This is a genomic window from Ekhidna sp. (assembly GCF_040220215.1).
In the GTDB taxonomy this organism is placed as follows: domain Bacteria; phylum Bacteroidota; class Bacteroidia; order Cytophagales; family Cyclobacteriaceae; genus Ekhidna.
The window spans coordinates 284,604-303,698 of sequence record NZ_JAVJTR010000011.1; the positions used below are offsets into that span (position 1 = coordinate 284,604).

The 19,095-nt window shown below is 39.4% G+C and carries 24 protein-coding genes; 13 read left to right on the forward strand and 11 right to left on the reverse strand.

What is annotated here, in order from left to right; genetic code table 11:
• Nucleotides 1–94 precede the first annotated feature (94 nt).
• Both RIC88_RS05565 and RIC88_RS05570 read right to left on the reverse strand, forming a co-directional pair.
• On the reverse strand, nucleotides 95–724 hold the full coding sequence (locus RIC88_RS05565) for a peroxiredoxin (RefSeq protein ID WP_350216515.1): 630 nt from the start codon (nucleotides 722–724) through the stop codon (nucleotides 95–97).
• A gap of 29 nt (nucleotides 725–753) precedes the next feature.
• Complete coding sequence (locus RIC88_RS05570; RefSeq protein WP_350216516.1) at nucleotides 754–1,197, reverse strand: Fur family transcriptional regulator; 444 nt, start codon at nucleotides 1,195–1,197, stop codon at nucleotides 754–756.
• Between the two features lie 147 nt (nucleotides 1,198–1,344).
• On the opposite strand from RIC88_RS05570, the gene RIC88_RS05575 reads away from it, so the two are divergent.
• From RIC88_RS05575 to RIC88_RS05590, 4 genes are all read left to right on the forward strand, one after another.
• Entirely contained in the window at nucleotides 1,345–1,863 is a 519-nt protein-coding gene (locus RIC88_RS05575) for a hypothetical protein (protein WP_350216517.1), read from the forward strand.
• A gap of 22 nt (nucleotides 1,864–1,885) precedes the next feature.
• Complete coding sequence (locus RIC88_RS05580) at nucleotides 1,886–2,932, forward strand: DUF6588 family protein (RefSeq protein WP_350216519.1); 1,047 nt, start codon at nucleotides 1,886–1,888, stop codon at nucleotides 2,930–2,932.
• A gap of 138 nt (nucleotides 2,933–3,070) precedes the next feature.
• On the forward strand, nucleotides 3,071–3,541 hold the full coding sequence (locus RIC88_RS05585) for a low molecular weight protein-tyrosine-phosphatase (RefSeq protein WP_350216520.1): 471 nt from the start codon (nucleotides 3,071–3,073) through the stop codon (nucleotides 3,539–3,541).
• On the forward strand, nucleotides 3,538–4,398 hold the full coding sequence (locus tag RIC88_RS05590; protein ID WP_350216522.1) for a fructosamine kinase family protein: 861 nt from the start codon (nucleotides 3,538–3,540) through the stop codon (nucleotides 4,396–4,398). The genes RIC88_RS05585 and RIC88_RS05590 overlap by 4 nt, the downstream gene beginning before the upstream one ends.
• Here RIC88_RS05590 and RIC88_RS05595 read toward each other — a convergent pair.
• The gene (locus tag RIC88_RS05595) at nucleotides 4,395–5,633 is read right to left on the reverse strand and encodes an aspartate kinase (protein ID WP_350216523.1); all 1,239 of its coding nucleotides are present in this window, start codon (nucleotides 5,631–5,633) and stop codon (nucleotides 4,395–4,397) included. The genes RIC88_RS05590 and RIC88_RS05595 overlap by 4 nt on opposite strands.
• Nucleotides 5,634–5,713: 80 nt before the next feature.
• Here RIC88_RS05595 and fbp point away from each other — a divergent pair, with 80 nt between their 5' ends.
• Nucleotides 5,714–6,721 carry a class 1 fructose-bisphosphatase gene (gene fbp, locus RIC88_RS05600; RefSeq protein ID WP_350216524.1) on the forward strand — a complete coding sequence of 336 codons (1,008 nt, stop codon included), beginning with the start codon at nucleotides 5,714–5,716 and terminating at the stop codon, nucleotides 6,719–6,721.
• On the opposite strand, the gene RIC88_RS05605 is transcribed toward fbp, so the two are convergent.
• The gene (locus tag RIC88_RS05605; protein ID WP_350216525.1) at nucleotides 6,696–7,013 is read right to left on the reverse strand and encodes a hypothetical protein; all 318 of its coding nucleotides are present in this window, start codon (nucleotides 7,011–7,013) and stop codon (nucleotides 6,696–6,698) included. The two genes, fbp and RIC88_RS05605, sit on opposite strands and share 26 nt — an antisense overlap.
• A 57-nt stretch (nucleotides 7,014–7,070) precedes the next feature.
• On the opposite strand from RIC88_RS05605, the gene RIC88_RS05610 reads away from it, so the two are divergent.
• On the forward strand, nucleotides 7,071–7,544 hold the full coding sequence (locus tag RIC88_RS05610; RefSeq protein WP_350216526.1) for a nuclear transport factor 2 family protein: 474 nt from the start codon (nucleotides 7,071–7,073) through the stop codon (nucleotides 7,542–7,544).
• Here RIC88_RS05610 and RIC88_RS05615 read toward each other — a convergent pair.
• The 3 genes from RIC88_RS05615 to yihA all read right to left on the reverse strand — a co-directional run bounded on the left by RIC88_RS05615 (nucleotide 7,534) and on the right by yihA (nucleotide 9,268).
• Nucleotides 7,534–7,986 carry an acyl-CoA thioesterase gene (locus RIC88_RS05615; RefSeq protein WP_350216527.1) on the reverse strand — a complete coding sequence of 151 codons (453 nt, stop codon included), beginning with the start codon at nucleotides 7,984–7,986 and terminating at the stop codon, nucleotides 7,534–7,536. The genes RIC88_RS05610 and RIC88_RS05615 overlap by 11 nt on opposite strands.
• Nucleotides 7,979–8,443, reverse strand: a complete 465-nt coding sequence (locus RIC88_RS05620; RefSeq protein WP_350216528.1) for a DUF5606 family protein — start codon at nucleotides 8,441–8,443, stop codon at nucleotides 7,979–7,981. Before RIC88_RS05620 ends, RIC88_RS05615 begins: the two co-directional genes overlap by 8 nt.
• Nucleotides 8,444–8,668: 225 nt before the next feature.
• Complete coding sequence (yihA, locus tag RIC88_RS05625; RefSeq protein ID WP_350216529.1) at nucleotides 8,669–9,268, reverse strand: ribosome biogenesis GTP-binding protein YihA/YsxC; 600 nt, start codon at nucleotides 9,266–9,268, stop codon at nucleotides 8,669–8,671.
• Between the two features lie 62 nt (nucleotides 9,269–9,330).
• Between yihA and ubiE the strand changes: the two genes are divergently transcribed.
• From ubiE to RIC88_RS05645, 4 genes are read left to right on the forward strand one after another with little or no spacing between them, the layout of a single operon-like run.
• Nucleotides 9,331–10,053, forward strand: a complete 723-nt coding sequence (gene ubiE / locus RIC88_RS05630; protein ID WP_350216530.1) for a bifunctional demethylmenaquinone methyltransferase/2-methoxy-6-polyprenyl-1,4-benzoquinol methylase UbiE — start codon at nucleotides 9,331–9,333, stop codon at nucleotides 10,051–10,053.
• On the forward strand, nucleotides 10,002–10,823 hold the full coding sequence (gene porT, locus RIC88_RS05635; RefSeq protein ID WP_350216531.1) for a type IX secretion/gliding motility protein PorT/SprT: 822 nt from the start codon (nucleotides 10,002–10,004) through the stop codon (nucleotides 10,821–10,823). The genes ubiE and porT overlap by 52 nt, the downstream gene beginning before the upstream one ends.
• Nucleotides 10,820–11,572, forward strand: a complete 753-nt coding sequence (locus RIC88_RS05640) for an SDR family NAD(P)-dependent oxidoreductase (protein WP_350216532.1) — start codon at nucleotides 10,820–10,822, stop codon at nucleotides 11,570–11,572. Before porT ends, RIC88_RS05640 begins: the two co-directional genes overlap by 4 nt.
• A 38-nt stretch (nucleotides 11,573–11,610) precedes the next feature.
• The gene (locus RIC88_RS05645) at nucleotides 11,611–12,957 is read left to right on the forward strand and encodes a saccharopine dehydrogenase family protein (protein WP_350216533.1); all 1,347 of its coding nucleotides are present in this window, start codon (nucleotides 11,611–11,613) and stop codon (nucleotides 12,955–12,957) included.
• Between the two features lies 1 nt (nucleotide 12,958).
• Here the strand turns inward: RIC88_RS05645 and RIC88_RS05650 are convergent, their stop codons facing one another.
• Genes RIC88_RS05650 through RIC88_RS05660 form a run of 3 tightly spaced genes read right to left on the reverse strand, consistent with a single transcriptional unit; the run spans nucleotide 12,959 to nucleotide 14,647 of the window.
• Nucleotides 12,959–13,588: a hypothetical protein gene (locus tag RIC88_RS05650; protein WP_350216534.1), complete on the reverse strand. Its 630-nt coding sequence runs from the start codon at nucleotides 13,586–13,588 to the stop codon at nucleotides 12,959–12,961.
• 37 nt (nucleotides 13,589–13,625) lie between these two features.
• Complete coding sequence (rnhA, locus tag RIC88_RS05655) at nucleotides 13,626–14,081, reverse strand: ribonuclease HI (protein WP_350216535.1); 456 nt, start codon at nucleotides 14,079–14,081, stop codon at nucleotides 13,626–13,628.
• A complete protein-coding gene (locus RIC88_RS05660; protein ID WP_350216536.1) occupies nucleotides 14,078–14,647 on the reverse strand; it encodes a MarC family protein in 570 nt (189 codons plus the stop codon). The genes rnhA and RIC88_RS05660 overlap by 4 nt, the downstream gene beginning before the upstream one ends.
• A gap of 173 nt (nucleotides 14,648–14,820) precedes the next feature.
• On the opposite strand from RIC88_RS05660, the gene RIC88_RS05665 reads away from it, so the two are divergent.
• The 3 genes from RIC88_RS05665 to RIC88_RS05675 all read left to right on the forward strand — a co-directional run bounded on the left by RIC88_RS05665 (nucleotide 14,821) and on the right by RIC88_RS05675 (nucleotide 17,678).
• The gene (locus RIC88_RS05665; RefSeq protein ID WP_350216537.1) at nucleotides 14,821–16,128 is read left to right on the forward strand and encodes a tetratricopeptide repeat protein; all 1,308 of its coding nucleotides are present in this window, start codon (nucleotides 14,821–14,823) and stop codon (nucleotides 16,126–16,128) included.
• Between the two features lie 60 nt (nucleotides 16,129–16,188).
• Nucleotides 16,189–17,100, forward strand: a complete 912-nt coding sequence (locus RIC88_RS05670) for an MBL fold metallo-hydrolase (RefSeq protein WP_350216538.1) — start codon at nucleotides 16,189–16,191, stop codon at nucleotides 17,098–17,100.
• A 170-nt stretch (nucleotides 17,101–17,270) separates the two neighbouring features.
• On the forward strand, nucleotides 17,271–17,678 hold the full coding sequence (locus tag RIC88_RS05675) for a BLUF domain-containing protein (protein WP_350216539.1): 408 nt from the start codon (nucleotides 17,271–17,273) through the stop codon (nucleotides 17,676–17,678).
• Nucleotides 17,679–17,692: 14 nt separating this feature from the next.
• Here RIC88_RS05675 and murA read toward each other — a convergent pair whose 3' ends face one another.
• Nucleotides 17,693–19,000, reverse strand: a complete 1,308-nt coding sequence (gene murA / locus RIC88_RS05680) for a UDP-N-acetylglucosamine 1-carboxyvinyltransferase (RefSeq protein ID WP_350216540.1) — start codon at nucleotides 18,998–19,000, stop codon at nucleotides 17,693–17,695.
• Nucleotides 19,001–19,095: the final 95 nt, after the last annotated feature.

Below are 19,095 nucleotides of genomic sequence, written 5' to 3' on the forward strand. Positions count from 1 at the left end.
ATTATGATCATTGGTGCAAAGTAAAGAAACAATTAAAATGAAAAAGGCTGACCACTAAGTGATCAGCCTTTCAAAAAATTCTTTCTCTTGAGAATTAGCTATTAGATAGATATTCAGCAACTCCTTCTCTTGTAGCACTCATTGCTGTTTTACCTTCTTCCCAGTTTGCCGGGCAAACCTCTCCATGCTTTTCTACATGCTTCCATGCATCTACAATTCGCAGCATCTCGTCAATGTTACGTCCCAATGGAAGGTCATTGATGGTTTCGTGTCTTACGATTCCCTCTTTATCAATGAAGAAAGTACCTCTGTATGCAACTGGTGCTCCGGTAAACTCAAGGTTTCCTTCTTCGTCGTAAGACCAATCTCCCGCCAAAACACCAAAGTTTGAAGCCACTGTTTTAGATGAATCTGCAACCAATGGATACGTAACGCCTGAGATTCCGCCTTTATCTTTATCGGTCATTAACCATGCAAGGTGCGTTTCTTCAGTATCGCAAGAAGCGCCCACAACAGCTACCCCTCTTTTTTCAAACTCTTCTAGCTTTTCCTGAAATGCGTGGATTTCTGTAGGGCATACAAACGTGAAATCCTTAGGATAGAAAAAGAAGATCACTTCTTTCTTACCAATATATTGATCCAAAGAAAAGTTTTCAACGATCTCTTCGCCGTTGATTACTGCTGGCGCGTTTACAATAGGTGCATTTTTTCCTACTAATGACATGTTCTGTTTTTTGTTTTAAGTGTTAATTTTTAAATAATTGTTACATCAACTTCAGGATCGATGCGTTCGCCATTTACCTGAAGTTTAATTTCATTGATTTTAAAATTCCTAATTCGCTTCTTTCTGAAGAATTCATTGATTAGCCCATAAAGCTCTTCATCATAAAAATCCTGGATTTTATTCGTCTTAAGGCAATAAATATGACCATGAGGGCTCATGTTGGCATCATAACGTTTAGAACCTGACCTAACAGATACACGCTGAATCAATCCAGCATCCACAAGCACATCCAATATACGATAGACACTTCCCAATGAAATCGAGGGGTTGTCTTCTTTTATGATCCCGTGAATCTCTTCCGCTGTTGGATGATCATGAGACAGCATCAGCTCCTTTAACACCACAATTCTTGGATGTGTTGCCTTCAGCCCTGCTTCACTAAGATGGTCTTTTATTTGACTAATAACTTCCATTTAGGAATTTTTCTTATTTGCGAAATAAATACAAATAAATGTTCTAGCCAAACTTTTCGACTAAAGAGTAGGCTTGGGCTTTAAGCTTCGGTCTATTATTGATATTTCTTTTTAGATTTACTGAGTTCAATTGAAATCAAACAGATAATGAAACAAGTAAAATTTATATGTATAGGGCTAGGAATGCTCAGCTTTATGCTCTTGACAAACTGTGGCGATGCAGGCGTTCAGATTAAAGTAGGTGGTGATTATGAAACAGTGTTTAACGCAAATCAAGCAGGACTTGAATTTCTTCAAAGTTATAGTGAATCAGCATCTACCACGGTAAACTCAGAAATAAGAGAGTATGGTGATTTCATAACTCAGTTAGAAATCAAATCTTTTACGATTACAATGAAGGATTTTGATAACACTGTAACAGGCGAAATTATAATAGATCTCAGTGGAAGTACATTTAGTACTGATGGTTCAGTTACTATTACTGATGGAGCCGTAATTCCTTTGACCCCAGATCAAGCCAATGGACTGGAGATTGCTAGTAACCGGCTACAGCAGGGAGATGTAAGCATTGGGTTAACACTTAATACTGACAGCCCTATTGGAGACAATGCATTCGATATGAATCTTGCTATTCTGGCATTCGCAACCGTCCAAGTAGATGAATAATTTCAAAATAATACAGCCAATAATGAAAAATTCAATTAACCGATCAATCATATTTTCCCTCTTTATCGCATCTGGCTTTTTATCAAGAGCTCAATCAATCGATTTTGGCACGTTCCTGGAAGCAGGAGCAGCTGATGCAGAGTCTCTTATGGAAAGCTATCTTGAGCCAGCATTTTTAGGGTTTGGATATGGTATAAATAGTGGATGGTATAATACCGCAAAACCACACAAATTGCTCGGATTCGATATCACTCCTACCATGACGCTCGCAATGGTCCCATCAAAGGGTGAGTTCTTCACTATAGATCCAAATAATTATAGTAATATTTCATTGAATCCTGATTCACCTACCAATCGGGCACCTACTCTTTTTGGCCCCAATCTCCCTGCTGATCAACTACCCTTGCTGGACTATACATCAACAGACCCAACAACTGGTGAAGAAAGGACCATTTCGATTACATCACCGACAGGTCTTGGTCTAAAGGAAGTAATACCGATTAATGCGGTTCCTTCGGGAATGGTTCAAGTAGGGATTGGACTTATCAAAAACACAGAATTAAAAATAAGATTTATTCCAAAGATTACGGAAGATGAATTTGAATTCGGAATGTTTGGTATTGGGTTTATGCATGACCTGAAACAGTGGGTTCCGGGATTGAAGCAGATTCCTTTTGATGTTTCAGGATTTGCCGGATGGAACAATATGAATACTTCCATATTTTTGGATCCGGAAAACAACCCTGATCAGATAGCCTCCCTAAAAATTAGCTCTGTGACTATGCAGGGCCTCATCTCTAAAGAGCTTTCTATTCTAACTGTTTTTGGAGGGGTTGGCGTTGCAACAACAACGACTAAATTCGATCTAAAAGGAACATATGAAACAGAAGTTTCAGAAGAAGCCCCGACCGGGGAATATACAGACCCACTTGACTTTAAGTTTATCTCTACAGGTCCTCGAATTAATTTAGGATTTAGACTTAAACTTCTGGTTTTCACACTACAAGCTGATTATGCGATCCAGAAGTACAACACCTTAACACTTGGGGCAGGTATAAGTATAAGATAACGTTTTCAGAACCGTATATAAAAAGAAAAGTCCCGTCAAAAACGGGACTTTCTTTTTTACTTGTCAAACAGGTGTATGAATAAATTTGTGTTATGCATTAGGTATATACTAGTTATGACAAAAAGGTAACCACCCATTATGATAAAAGTTTTATTTGTTTGTTTGGGCAACATATGCAGGTCTCCTTTAGCGGAAGCTATTTTTAAGAAAAAACTTCAAAAAGAGGGTTTAATTAATAAAATAGAGGCAGATTCTGCTGGTACCGCCAACTACCATGTAGGAGAAAATCCAGATCCACGAACAATTGAAATTGCTGCAAAACATGGTGTGTTTTTTACTCACAAAGGACAGCAATTCAAAAAAAATCATGTTGTGGAGTTTGATTACTTAGTTGCAATGGATGAATCGAACATTCAGAATATGGTTTTAGAACTGGGGGAAAAACCAGAAAAACTTCTTCTGATGCGAAACTTCGATCCTTATGGCAAAGGTGAGGATGTACCGGATCCATGGTATGGAGGTATGAATGGGTTTGAAAATGTTTATCAAATTCTTGATCGGTCTTTAGATAATTTTTTGTTATTCCTGAAAGCAAAGCATCAACTATGAGCGACTTTATCAAAAAAGTCATTCAAACCCATTATCCAGATACAAAAATTCTTTCGACTCAATCTGTTTCAGGAGGTTGTATCAATAATGCTGTTCAGGTAATAACCGACAATAATCCATACTTTTTAAAATGGAATAGACCTGAATTATCGGGTATGTTTTCCGTTGAAAAACAAGGCTTGGCTATTCTCAATAAACACTCTTCTATTATTTCTCCTCAAGCAATTGCAAGCGACACACTGGAGAATAAATCTTACCTACTAACAGAATGGATTTCAAAAGGAACACCCAACCCTCAGTTTTGGGAAGATTTTGGTAAGAACCTTGCCTTGCAGCACAAAGTTTCCTCATCTTATTTTGGCCTGGATCATGATAATTTCATTGGAAGCCTCCCACAGTCAAACAAGCAACATACTAGTTGGTATGACTTTTTTATCGAGGAAAGGCTCACTCCCCAACTTAAATTAGCCACTTCCAAGAATCTCATAACCAAAGAACTTGTATCCAAGTTTGAATCTTTATTTAACCACCTTGAAAATCTCATTCCAAACGAAAACCCAGCTCTCCTCCATGGAGACCTTTGGAGTGGTAATTTCATTATCGCTGAATCAGGAGAAGCTGCGATTTTTGATCCGGCTGTATATTTCGGTCATAGAGAAACCGAATTAGCATTCACAAAACTCTTTGGTGGTTTTGACCAGCGTTTCTATTCCTCATATCAGGATAATTACCCCATCCAACATGGCTTTGAAGATCGGGTCGACATCCACAACCTTTATCCGCTACTTGCACATGTAAACCTCTTCGGAAGTTCTTATTTATCAGGAATCATCCAAACACTCAATCGGTTTTCCTAACGATAAAGCACCTGGTAATTATTTGAGGTCTTTTGTTCCATAATCACCGTCCTATTCCATGGAAGTTTATTGAATGCATCCGGTGTATAGTTTTTAATGGTCGCCAGATTCAAAGGACTCTCAAATGAGAGTATGAAATCCCGATTGAGTAGCTCTTTAATTCGCTTTGATTTAAACTCTTTATTGTCAATACAAAAGGAAAATGTCAAGGCAGAGTTTTGCATCAGGTTAATCTTAATATTCAGCAAATCCAGCACTTGAAGAATAAGCCCCAGCTTTTTCTCATCCATAAAACTGTGATCCTTTACCTGGGCGGTCACCAAAAGCTGATTCCCTTTAAACACAAAGCAGGGGATCATCTTCGTGGTATTATCTGTGGCAATGGTGGTGCCTAGTCGACCCTTATCTAAAAATGATCGCACAATAAGCGGAATGCTTTTTTGAGCTAATGGTTTTAATGTTTTCGGGTGAATAACCTGAGCTCCATAATAGGTCATCTCCGTCACCTCACGATAACTCAGCTTTTCATATTGCTCCGCTCCTTCCAAAATCCGTGGATCCGCATTCAAAATGCCGGGAACATCCTTCCAAACAGTAAAGCCTTCCGCATTAAGGCAGTATGCAAGGATTGCTCCGGTATAATCAGATCCTTCACGCCCCAGGGTTGTTGAATTGCCTTCTACATCAGATCCAATAAACCCCTGGGTTATCACAATGGATTCTTCTACTACAGGCTTCAAGTCATTAATGATTTGCTTTTCTGTAACTACCCAGTCAACATTTGCCTCGGTAAAGTACTGATCCGTTCTAATAACAGAACGAGCATCAAACCAAACACACTTCGTTGACTTGTTGAGATATGCGTCTATGATTGAGGTAGACATGAGCTCACCAAACGGAACAACCATGTCATAAGCAAGCATAGGTTCGTGATTGCTTAAACTTTCAAGTGTTTGTTCCAAGAGCATTTCGAATTCAAGATATCGTGTTGGAGTTTCACCTAGCAGCTCACTTGCAATTGCACGATGATAATCCTTTAACTCATTTAGCGTGTTGGTATAATCTTCCCCTCCATGAGCATGTTTGACAAGTTCTTCAAGCTTATTGGTAGTCTTACCCATTGCTGAAACAACAATCACCAATTTTTGTGAGTCAAAAGAGGAAACTATTTCAGCTAAATTTTTTACACCTGAGGCATCTTTTACTGATGCACCACCAAACTTGAAAATCTGCATTATGCAAACGTTATAAATTATGAATGAATTAATTTCGTGGTTTGAAATTCAAAAACTTTATCCTGAATTAAACACCCCTTATGAACAAAAGTAAGCTTGGTCTGCCGATAGGAACAACCTTAGATCGTTTTATTAAACAAAAAGAGGACGAATTTTCCTCTGCGACCGGTGAGTTGTCCCAACTTTTAAGGGATATCGCCCTTGCAGGCAAGATTATCAATAAGGAGGTGAATAAGTCTGGCTTACTGGATATTACAGGCGGTTTTGGCGGAAAAAATGTTCAGGGTGAAGAACAACAAAAACTGGATGTAGTTGCGGATATTAGGTTTACCAGGGCCTTAAAAAATGGAGGAATGACCTGTGCGGTTGTTTCGGAAGAAGAGCAGGAGATCATCCACCTAAACCCAAATTGTAGATATGTGGTAGCTATAGACCCATTGGATGGCAGCTCAAATATTGATGTAAACGTATCCATTGGAACAATTTTCTCCATTTACAAGCGAATTTCACCGGTAGGTGGGCCTGTACAAGAAGAAGACGTTCTCCAAAAAGGTACTGAGCAAGTTGCTGCAGGATACATTTTATATGGCTCCTCTACCATGCTCGTTTATACAACAGGAAGAGGTGTTCACGCATTTACACTTGAGCCTAGTCTGGGGGAGTTTGTTCTTTCGCAGGATCACATGAAATGTCCTAAGGATGGCAAAATTTACTCAATAAATGAAGGCAACTACTATGCCTTTGATGAATGGGTACGGCAATATGTAGACGATTGCAAGAAAAAAGGCATGACCGCCCGCTATATTGGTTCACTGGTAGCAGACTTTCATAGAAATATGATGAAGGGTGGTATTTACCTATACCCAAATACTGAAAAAGCCCCAAATGGAAAGCTCAGGCTACTTTATGAGTGCAATGCATTAGCTTTTATTGCGGAACAGTCAGGTGGAGTAGCTACCAATGGAAAAGAACGAATACTGGATATTCAGCCCACAGCATTCCACCAGAGGTCTCCATTGTACCTTGGGTCTGCCAAAATGGTAGAACATGCCATGTCATTCATCAAGGCCGGTACTGCTGTCGGTTAATCACTTTTTGTCTTTCCCGTTCGATAATTGCTTTAGCCATGTTTCTAGCTATAGTACCTTGCTGCGATTGCTGAAGTAGGTTTTTTACCTGATTTTCAGGAATATCGATGCGATAGAGTGCATTAAGTAGCTTATTTAGGTCGTGATCAAGTAAATAATTCACCTGTTGGGTTAGGAAATCTTCTAACCGATCAAATTCATTTTCTCCCTCCTGAAATTCCATTTGTTCCTCTAGTCCCAAATCTTTTCGGATCAGTTGATAACTCTGTTTTACTAAAGTAACTTCATCCATTGTTTAAGCCGATTTGAGCAATAATGGACTATTCTTTAGATTTAGAGAAATGATGATATGAAAAAAATAGTATTTATTCTTTGCTGTGGTTTTTCGCTTACCATTCTTGGCCAGCAAGATGAAAAGGCTGAAATAATGAAAGTGATCAATGGCGTCTTTGAAGCGATGAGAACCAATGATAGTACTTTGCTAAAACAAAGCTTTGTGGAAAATCCCAATACGTTTACAGCATTTGTAAATCAGGAAGGTGAATCAAAGCTGACTACTGGAGATTTTCAGAAATTCATTGATGCTGTGGGGCAGCCGAAAGAGCAAGTTTGGAATGAGCCAATCTGGAATGAAAAAGTAGAAATAGATGGAAACCTTGCTTCAGTTTGGGTGGATTACGCTTTTTACATAGATGATCAGTTTTCCCATTGTGGTGTCGATGCTTTTCACTTGATTAAGCAAGAAAACGGATGGAAAATATTCCATTTAGTTGATACCAGAAGGAGGACTGATTGCGAAGTGCCTGATGATATTAAGCCTTAACCTTATCCGGAATCCACTCAAAATCATCTGATTTAACAGCGTCGAGCAGAATTTGACCCAATTCAGTCGGTGGAACAGTGGTTTTTCGCTTTGCTAAATCCAGCCAGGCACCATCAACATCTATTTTAGCAGATAGGCTACCATCGTTTGTATAAATATTGTGCCTGAAAGACCATTTTGACCCGTCTTTTCGAAGTTTAGATATGGTAAACCCAACTTCAAATTCTTCGTTCATTCGGATTTCCTTAAAGAACCTGGTGTCCTCTCTGAAGAGGATTGGTCCAACACCCAATTTTATGAGTTTACTAAAAGGCACACTGATATCCTCAAAAAACATAAGTCGTGCTTGCGCACAATAGTCATTATAAGCTGTATGGCGCATATGACCATTTGGATCCAGGTCAGCCCATCTTACTCTGAACTTATACTTTACTTCACTCACCCTTTGCCTCCTCTTTTTTCTTAGCCGGCTTCTTCGCTTCCTTTTTCTTTTCTTCTTTTTTCCCTGCTAAAATATCTGGAGCTTGTTTTACCAGCTGATCATACCAGCTAACCACTTTTTTAATGTCAGAAACATAAACTCTTCCCTCGTCATAGTCCGGTAATATGAACTTGAGAAATGCCTTTAACTCTTCAGGGCTACTGTTTTTGTCCAAATCAGTGTCTCCATCAAATTCCTTATGGATTTTTTTCATCACATCCTCCAGCGGCAATGCGCCCTCAGCATCAGTTGTATAGATCGAGATTTCAGATAAGATGCTCACCTTGTTATGCATGGTGGCTACCATTTTCTTTTTATGCTCATCCAGACTCTCCAGGATCACCCCGGTTCGAGTCGGTTGAATGATTTTGAATAAAGTACCCTTACCTGAAACAGCAGCTATGTCGCTAAAATCCATCTGTGATTATTTTTTTGCGGCAAAGATATTCAGGTCGATGGATTAATAATAAAAAAAGGGCCACACCAACAAACTATTTGTCCATGTAGCCCGGCCTTAGTAATGCTTAACTTTTAGTGCATTTGAAATACTACTAAATGTTATCTCTCTAAGCAAGTAACACAGATTATTAGACAGATTCAATACCTATATAGGGGTATTTTTAAAGGGTAGAAAGGCTTAAAGCTATTTGATGCTCTCGTTAATGCGTTCTATGAAATCAAGGATTTCTTCGCCTCCCACTCGACCTGTGGCTGATGTCACAAAAGTAGGTGGCAGTTCTTCCCAGGTTTTTTTCATCACCTTTTTATAAGTGGCCACATTGGATTGAATCTGTGTTTTTCCAAGTTTATCCGCCTTAGTAAAGACAATAGAAAATGGAATACCTTCCGTCCCCAACCATTCCATAAATTCCAAATCAATCTTTTGAGGCTCATGCCTGCTATCAACTAAGACAAACACACAAGCAAGATTCTGCCGTTCTTCCAAATACGTATGGATCATCTTTTTCCATGCCGCTTTATTCACTTTGCTTGTTTGAGCCCAACCGTAACCGGGCAAATCAACCAGATACCAATTGTCATTGATTATAAAATGATTGATTAGCTGCGTTTTGCCCGGAGTTGAAGAGGTTTTTGCCAGTTTCTTCCTGTTCGTCATGTGGTTAATCAAACTTGATTTACCCACGTTGGAACGGCCAATAAAGGCATATTCAGGTTTGTCTGGTAATGGACACCCCGACACATCCGGGCTGCTGATTACAAATTCTGCTGATTTTATCTGCATAGGGAAGAAACTGATAACATTTGATCCGTGCACGGGTTTAATCCACTAATATTGCGGCAATTATGACGGTACTTCCTTACAAAGATAAGTCGGATGCGAAGAAGAAGCAGGTAGCAGAAATGTTCGACAGCATTTCCGGCAAATATGACTTTCTAAATCATTTTCTGAGCCTGGGAATCGATATTAGGTGGCGTAAGAAAGCAATCAAAATGTTGAGGGATTTGAAGCCAAAGCAAATCCTGGATATTGCTACAGGAACAGGTGATTTTGCTATTGAATCATTAAAGTTAAATCCGGAGAAAGTCATTGGTGTAGATATTTCTGAAGGGATGCTGAATGTGGGCCGTAAGAAAATGAAAAATAAAGGCTATTCGGAGATCATTGATATGCAGTCTGGAGATTCGGAAAACCTTCATTTTGAAGACAATACCTTCGATGCTGTCATCGTTGCATTTGGCGTGAGGAACTTTGAAAACCTGGAAAAAGGTCTTTCAGAAATGAATCGGGTGTTGAGACCAGGCGGACGAGCGGTTATTCTGGAATTTTCAAAACCTACGGTATTTCCATTCAAACAATTATATAATTTTTATTTTCGTTGGATATTACCGAAGATTGGAAAGGTAGTTTCAAAAGACAATGCTGCCTATACCTACTTGCCGGAATCTGTGAATGAATTTCCATTTGGAGATAACTTTTTAAAGATTCTGGATAAAACAGGATATAAAAACACTAAATGCAAACCATTAACCCTAGGTATAAGCTCTATTTACGTGGGAGAAAAGTAGCCCTGCTCTTTGTCTTTATCTTAGGATTAGGACAATCTTCATTTGCACAAAATAACCCCTCGGACAACCTGATCAACTATGGAGATCAGTGGATTCATTATGGTTTTTTAATCAGTGTTCACTCATCCAAATATGTCATCAGACATTCTGAACACTTCACCTCTCCGGCCATGGATACCGTGCACTCTATTGTGCCGGGCAACCTTGGTGGTTTCAAGCTTGGTTTTGTAATTAATATGAAGCTAGCCCAATACCTGGATTTCCGAATCCTTCCCACGGTTGGGTTTTATGAGAATGATTTAAGTTATCGTTTCACCAATGGTATCACTCAAAGAGAGCTAAAAGACGCTACCATGGTGGAGTTACCACTTTTAATAAAATATAAGTCCGCTCGGAGAGGCAATCTTGCAATGTACATGCTCGCAGGGGTCAATCCGTCATTTGAAGCTGCCGGTAAAGGAGATGAACAAGATGTGGGTCAGAAACTGGAATTACGGAACTGGAATATTGCCATTGACGTTGGCGTAGGGTTGGATATGTATTTTGCATATTTCAAATTTTCGCCCGAAATCCGATATTCTTATGGATTGCGAAACATGCTCACTGATGATCCCAATGACTTTAGTATAGGCTTAGATAAGCTTACCACTCAAAATCTGGGCATTTTCATCACATTCGAAGGAGGTCCCAGTAGTAAAAGAAAGTTGGGTAAAAAGACAAAGGGTGCAGGGCAGATAAAAGCCAGACAAAGAAAACGATTGAAGCAATGAGTCAACCAATTGCACTTATCACCGGAGCTACGAGTGGTATAGGAAAAGCCACAGCAAGGTTGCTTTCAAAGAATTACAGATTGATTATCTGCGGAAGAAGGGAAGGTCGCTTAGAGCAACTACAGAAAGAGCTAGCGAACGAATCCATTATGCTTTCTTTTGATGTAAGAGATAAAAAAGCAGTTTTTGATGCAATTCAATCCTTACCGGAGGCATGGCAAAAAATTGACATACTCATCAATAATGCCGGAAACGCACATGGTATGGATGCCATTCATGAAGGCAATGTAGATGACTGGGACGCCATGATGGATATCAATGTGAAAGGGTTGCTCTATGTGAGCAAAGCTATCCTGCCCGGGATGACAGATAGAAAAAAAGGACACATTGTGAATATCAGCTCCATTGCAGGGTTGGAAGTTTATCCGAAAGGAAACGTGTATTGCGCATCCAAGCATGCTGTAGATGCCCTTACAAAAGGCATGAGGATGGATTTAAATGAACATGGTATCAAGGTGACATCTATTGATCCCGGCCTTGTAGAGACAGAATTTAGTGAAGTTCGATTCAAGGGCGACAAAAACAAAGCAGAGAAGGTTTATCAAAACTACACTCCATTGACAGCTCATGATGTTGCCGAAACTATTGAATTTGTGCTGAATCGCCCTGCTCACGTGATGATTGGTGACCTGCTTATTCTACCCACTGACCAGGCTAGTAGCACAATTGTGAATAAAAAAAGTCAATAGTCTTTTCGAAAGATTTACGATAAACACATATTTGCCGGATGCAAAACATCCTGATCATCGGAGCGGGCAAATCATCCACCGCACTTATCAATTACTTGCTCGAAAATGCTGAAAAAGAGCAGTGGCATGTCACCATTGCAGAGAAAGACATTGCGCTCGCCGAAAGGAAGTTAAAAGGTCATGCTCAATCAAAAGCTGTTCCTTTTGATGTTTTTGATGCAGAACTACTCACTAATCTTGTCGGCGATAACGATCTTATCATTTCCATGCTTCCGGCTTCTCTTCACATTCATGTGGCCAGGAAATGCGCTGAGCTAAAAAAACACTTCCTCACCGCTTCATACCTCACAGAGGAGATCAAATCCCTTCATGGACAATTTGAAAATGCAGGTAAACTCATGATCATGGAAATGGGGCTGGATCCTGGAATTGATCACATGTCTGCGATGAAAGTCTTGGATGATCTCAGGAGTAAAGGGTATGAGCTTACCGGCTTTGAAACGTTCACCGGTGGTTTAGTAGCTGAAGAGTCTGTTGGTGATAATCCATGGAAATATAAGTTTACCTGGAACCCAAGAAATGTGGTGCTCGCCGGGCAAGGAAGTTGCAAATTCATCCAGGAAGGGCGCTATAAATACATACCTTATCAAAAGCTCTTTAGAAGAACTGAAACCATATACATTCCAGATCACGGTTACTTCGAAGGCTATGCCAATCGGGATTCTCTGGCCTATCTGGATGTCTACAATTTGAGGGGTATTAGAACCCTGTACAGGGGAACTTTGAGAAGACCGGGTTATTGCTCAGCATGGGATGTTTTTGTGCAGCTGGGAGCTACAGACGATACCTATCAAATGGAAAATGTGTCTGAAATGACCCATCGTCAGTTTATCAACTCATTTCTTTCGTACAACCCTCAGGATTCGGTTGAATTAAAACTTGCACACTATCTAAGCTTAGATTTAGACAATGGCATCATGTTTAAACTCAAATGGCTTGGAATGTTTGAAAACGAGTTAGTGGGGTTAAATCAGGGAACACCTGCTCAGATTTTAGAGCACATTCTCAAAAAGAAGTGGACATTAAATCCAGAAGACAAAGACATGATTGTCATGTGGCACAAGTTCAACTTTACGGACGATGGAAAGCCACGTCAGATAGAGTCAAGTATGGTGGCTTTAGGTGACGATGATGTAAATACTGCCATGTCCAAAACAGTAGGGTTGCCTTTAGCGATTGCGGCAAAGTTAATCTTACAGGGAAAAATAAATCTAAGTGGGGTTCAGGTACCAATCAGAAAAGAAATCTATGAGCCTGTCCTGGAAGAATTGACCAATACAGGTCTGTCATTTAATGAGCGAGAAGTAGAGCCAACCTTTTATTAGGTTATTTAATCACGTGGGCTTTAATCAATGAATCAATCTCGGCCATAACCAGATCAATTTCAGAGATATCATTTTCCAGATGCTGATCAATCAGTTTTTGTAGATGACTAGCAATTCTGATATCATCAGCCTTTTGTTGCCCTCTTGCAAATTTGATAGAATTTTGAAGATGATCCATAGCGTGATGAATGGTAATTCTAGCTTCTTCTTTTTTTCCCTCACGTATAAACTGCTCCGATATTCTCAATGAGGCAAATGCAAGCGAATTCATTGCATCTGCGAATGCTTCATACATTAAGTCGTCATTAATATCTTCTGCTTTGATGTGCTTCTCAACAATCTCCAGGTCATAGATCGCTATTTCAATTGCATTTGTACTGATGCTATCCCCATCCTTTTCAAGCAGTTTCATCATTTTTATAGCATCATCCAGGAAGTTAATCGCGGTGAGGGATTTGTGATCCTGAAGTGTCCTGTCCGCTGTATTCATCAGCAAGTCAGGTTCAGTAGCCAGATCAGTTAAATTCGGGTTTTCCATTTTAAAGTCCCGCTGAACCTTAAAGAAGATGACCATTGATCCGATAACTACCGCTGCGAATAGAAAATAAAAAGTGCCTTTGTTGAAATTCATATTTTCAGGATTATGTATCTCTGACTAAAATAAGAGATTATGCTCTATCTTTTTCAAACGTTGCGTCTACTTTCAGGTTTTTTCGTTCAGCGGCCTCTACAGCCAGTTGATCACATCGTTCATTCTCTGAATGGCCTGCATGTCCCTTCACCCATTTAAACCTTACATCATGTGGAGCAGAAGCTTTCAGGTACCGCTCCCACAGATCCCTGTTTTTCTTTCCTTTAAAGTCTTTTACTACCCAGCTCTTCAACCAACCTTTTGTTACAGCATCCACTACATACTTGCTATCAGAAACAACCAATACTTTCCATCCGGGCTTTTTAATGGCTTCTAACCCAGCTATGACAGCCAACAGTTCCATCCGGTTGTTGGTAGTCATTCGAAAGCCCTCTGACAATTCTTTTTCCCTGTCTCCGTAGCGAAGGATCGTTCCATACCCGCCCGGGCCGGGATTACCCTTGGCCGCACCATCTGTAAACATAGTGATCATGTGAAGAGATGGTTTTTAAAGATTTTGATTGCGATCGCGAGAAGCACAATACCAAATACTTTCCTTAGAATATTAAAACCCGCTGCTCCAATCTTTCGCTCCAGCCAGCCACAGGTTTTTAACACTACATAAACAAAAATCAAATTGACGGCTATACCTACCAGGATGTTGGATGTAGAAAATTCAGCCTTCAATGAAAGCAAGGTTGTCATTGTCCCAGCTCCCGCTATTAACGGAAATGCCAATGGTACAATGGAAGCACTTTTCATCTCTCCCGGATCAGACTTGAAGAATTGCCTTCCCAAAATCATTTCCATCCCAAGTAAAAACATCACAATTGCTCCTGCAATAGCGAAAGAACTGATATCAATTCCGAAAAGCTTTAGGATACTTTCACCGAGATAAAGAAAAATGACCATAATAACCCCAGATACAATTGTGGCTTTTTCCGACTGTACGTGACCAAATTTCTTTCTGAGGTCAATGATTATAGGAACGCTTCCCAAAATGTCTATTACCGAAAACAGAATGAGAGAAACACTAATAATTTCTTTAAAATTGAACATGGAAATGGTTTATAGATGATATTTAACACAAAACTAATGTGATTGGCACCCGTATTAGCATAAAAAATTATTCATTTTGCAAACATTTTGCGGCCAACCCATCAGGACTATGGCACCATTTTAGTTTTGAATAATTTTGTAAAGGCGAAAACTAAATAGAACTCAAAAAGGACATGATCAAATCAACATTAATTGCACTTTTAGTGCTTGTATCAACTTTTTCATTAGCACAAGATGGCTGGAACTGGCCGAAAGATCCGGACATGAAAAGTCAGGCGATGGAAAAGCAAGCATACTATAAGCTGCTCATTGCCCAAAGTAAATTTTCAGAAGCTATGAAGCCATTAAACTGGCTTTATGATAACAATCCAGATCTCAATCCATCGATTTATATTCAGGGGGTGGATTGCATTGAAGATATGTTGAAAAAAACGTCAGATAAGGCTAGAAAAGAGCGCCTTCAGGATTCCCTACTATGGATGTATGACATGCGTATTAAGCACTTTGACAATGATGCATCAACCATGGATCGTAAAGTTTTTGAGGCATTCAAGCTATACTATAAAACACCTTCAAAATATCCTCTGCTGGCAGATTTGTATGCTGAGGCTTACAAGATGAATGGTCCTGAAATCTCTACTTTCAATCTAAACACTTATATGCTGCTGGCGAAGAATTTTCACCAAATTGACGAAGAGGAAATGCCTGCAGAAAAAGTTCTGGATATCCATTCGTTAATTTCCGACATCATCGATCAAAAGAAAAAGAACGGAGAAAGTGCAGATAAGCTTGATAAAGAGCAAGACAAAACAGATGCCTGGTTAAGTTCAATCCCAGGCATCCTGACTTGTGAATTCATTGAAGAAAAACTAGTTCCTAAGTTCCGGTCTAATCCTGAAGATCTGGAAACAGCAAAAAAAATATTTAAATATTCGGTGCAAGCGAAGTGCACAGATCAACCGTACTTTTTGGAAGCCAGCGAACCGGTATTTAAAGAACAACCATCCTACAGTCTTGCAAATGCAATTGGGAGTAGATATCTGGCAAGTGGTGAGGTGAATAAAGGACTTCAATACCACGAAGAAGCAGCAAAACTGGCCTCAACAAATGAGGAAAAATTTGAAGCCCTAATGGGGCAGGCTGTGGCCAATAGCAAGCTTGGTAATAAATCGAGATCAAGAACACTGGCTTATGAAGCACTAAGTGCTAAACCGGGAAGTACAGAGGCATACAACCTTATTGGCAATCTTTATTTTACCAGCTTTGACGATTGCAAAGGAGATAAAAGTAAAGTGATGGACCGGGGGGTATTTCTTGCAGCATATAAAATGTATGAAAAAGCAGGCAACCAATCTCAAATGGCAGCTTCAAAAGAGCAATTTCCTTCCATTGAAGAAATATTTAATGAGGGCAAAGAAGAAGGACAGACGATCACTGTTGGCTGCTGGATCAATGAATCTGTGAAGATTCAGAGAAGATAAAATCACAACATATTTTAAAATCGAGCCCTGCCAATGGTAGGGCTTTTTTAGTTTTATAAAATGAAAGTCTTTGGGAACGTACTGCTATTAATAATTTCTTTCGCCCTAAATGGTCAGCATGTGCTCGTTTTAGGTGTCGCTCAAGATGGTGGCTTCCCACACATAGGGTGTCAAAATGAGTGCCTAAAAGCGCATAGAAATTCTAATACAGCCAGATATATCACCTCGCTTGCCTTGGTAGATTCTGAAAATAAAAAATGGTGGTTGTTCGAAGCAACGCCTGATATGGATAGACAACTTCAGTATTTCAGAAATCTGAATGACGGAGAATATCCCTATTTGCCGGAAGGTATATTTCTGACACATGCCCATATCGGACATTACACCGGATTGATGTTTCTTGGAAAAGAAGCACTGGGAGCACAAAATATGAAAGTCTATGCACTGCCTAAGATGATCGAATTCCTGAAAACGAATGGTCCGTGGGATCAACTCGTTGCGCTGGAAAACATCGAAACAATGACAATGAAAGCTGATACGCCTGTTGAGATCAGTGAATCAATTTCCATTGAAGCTTTTACGGTTCCTCATAGAGATGAATATTCTGAGACTGCCGGTTTTAGGATCAGAGGAAAAAACAAAGGATACATATTTATTCCTGATATTAATAAATGGCACAAATGGGATCGGAAAATTTTAGAAATAGTAAAAGATCCAACACTTAACCATGCATTTATAGATGCAACATTCTATGACGCTGGTGAACTTCCCAATCGGCCAATCAATGAAGTGCCGCATCCATTTGTAACTGAAACTATGCGGATCTTCGACGAAGAATCCATGTTAACAAGAGGAAAAATTAAATTCATTCACCTCAATCATACAAACCCACTACTTTTTGACAAGCAAAAAAGGAACGAGGTGATCAAAAAAGGCTATGGTGTAGCAGAGCAGGGGAAAGCTTATGATTAAAAAGCGAATGATCATCAAAGCAATTAGAGGTGGAATTCTTGTCTTTTAACCTTTATCATTAAGAAGATTCTTTACTTTGGCTAATTTTTACATAGCTGATAATGTCAAACATAAGTCTTAAGGAGAAATAAAAGTGTTAAATTAATACTCTATTAAGCCACTAATTGATTATGTATGAGCTAGTTTATCATTCAAAAGCTCGCTCCCGGATTAATAAATCTGACATAACTGATATATTAGAAATTTCAAGAGCAAATAACAAAAAGTATAGCATTACTGGATGCTTAATTTATTTCGGCAAAAAATTCATTCAAATTCTTGAGGGTGATAAATCTGCTGTCCATAACATCTATTCTAAAATAGAACAGGATAATAGACATTTTGAAGTCACCCTTTTTTATCATGGTCCAAAAATGAATCGTGAATTTAAAAAATGGAGTATGGGGTATTTTGAAGGTGACAATTCAATTATGCAAACAAAATTCGGCATTAGTGAAAATGCGCTGCTTGAAAATTCTCACAGATCTAAAGAAACCGTGAAGGAGTTTTGGCAAAGCATTAAGAAAATTATAGAATAATATTTACAACATTTTTAACTCATACGCTCAATCTTAGCTCCTAAAGCATTCAAACGATCATCAATAAACTGATATCCCCGATCAATTTGATCGATGTTATGAATGGTGCTCACACCCTCAGCAGACATAGCTGCAATCAAAAGTGATACTCCGGCGCGTATATCGGGAGAAGTCATGGTTATGCCCCTTAGAGGATACGCACGATCCAGGCCAATCACAGTTGCTCGATGAGGGTCACACAAAATGATTTGAGCACCCATATCAATGAGCTTGTCCACAAAGAACAACCTGCTTTCAAACATTTTTTGATGAATCAAAGCCGTTCCTCTTGCCTGTGTAGCAGTAACTAAAATAACACTAAGTAAATCTGGTGTTAATCCGGGCCAAATCGCATCTGCAATCGTTAAGATGGATCCGTCAATGTATGATTCAATTTCGTAGTGCTTCTGAGCCGGAATGTGAATGTCATCACCCTTAAAATCCATTTTAATTCCCAGCCGACTGAAGGTATCTGGGATGATACCTAATTCATCTATACGAGCATCTTTGATGGTAATATCGGAACCTGTCATTGCTGCCATACCGATAAAACTCCCTACTTCAATCATGTCAGGAAGTAACGTATGCTCAGTCCCGTTTAGTGACTTCACCCCTTCTATTCGGAGTAGATTGGAACCAACACCTTCAATATTTGCACCCATCCGGATGAGCATTTTGCAGAGTTGCTGAATATAAGGCTCACAAGCTGCATTGTAAATGGTGGTCAAGCCTTCCGCCATTACGGCTGCCATTATAATGTTGGCAGTTCCGGTAACTGAAGCTTCATCCAGTAGCATATAGGCTCCTTTCAAATTAGTCCCATCTACGGTATAAAAGGAAGTTTTTGAGTCGTAGTTGAATTTAGCTCCCAGCTTTTGAAAGCCTACAAAGTGTGTATCCAGCCTTCTTCGACCTATTTTATCCCCTCCGGGCTTTGGCATTCTACCTGTTCCAAAACGAGAAAGTAAAGGACCAAGGATCATAATCGATCCTCTAAGTGCAGAAGCTTTCTCCTTAAAGTCTTCCGTATTTAAAAATTCGAGATTGACATTGGTGGCCTTGAATCTGCACGTTTCACCTCCACTTCGGGATACCTCCACTCCCATATCCTCTAACAGATCAATCAGTTTCAGCACATCTCTTATTTGTGGAATTTTATTAATCACCACTTCCTGATCGGTCAGGAGGACCGCAGAAATAATTTGAAGTGCTTCGTTTTTTGCTCCTTGAGGAACAATTTCACCTTTGAGCTGGTGACCGCCTTCTACCCGAAAAGATGACATAATGAATTTGGATATTTGATGATTCGCAAATTATTCGATTAGGTAACGAAGCTATAAAATACTACCGTAACCATCTTCAAATCTTTAAATCAAAA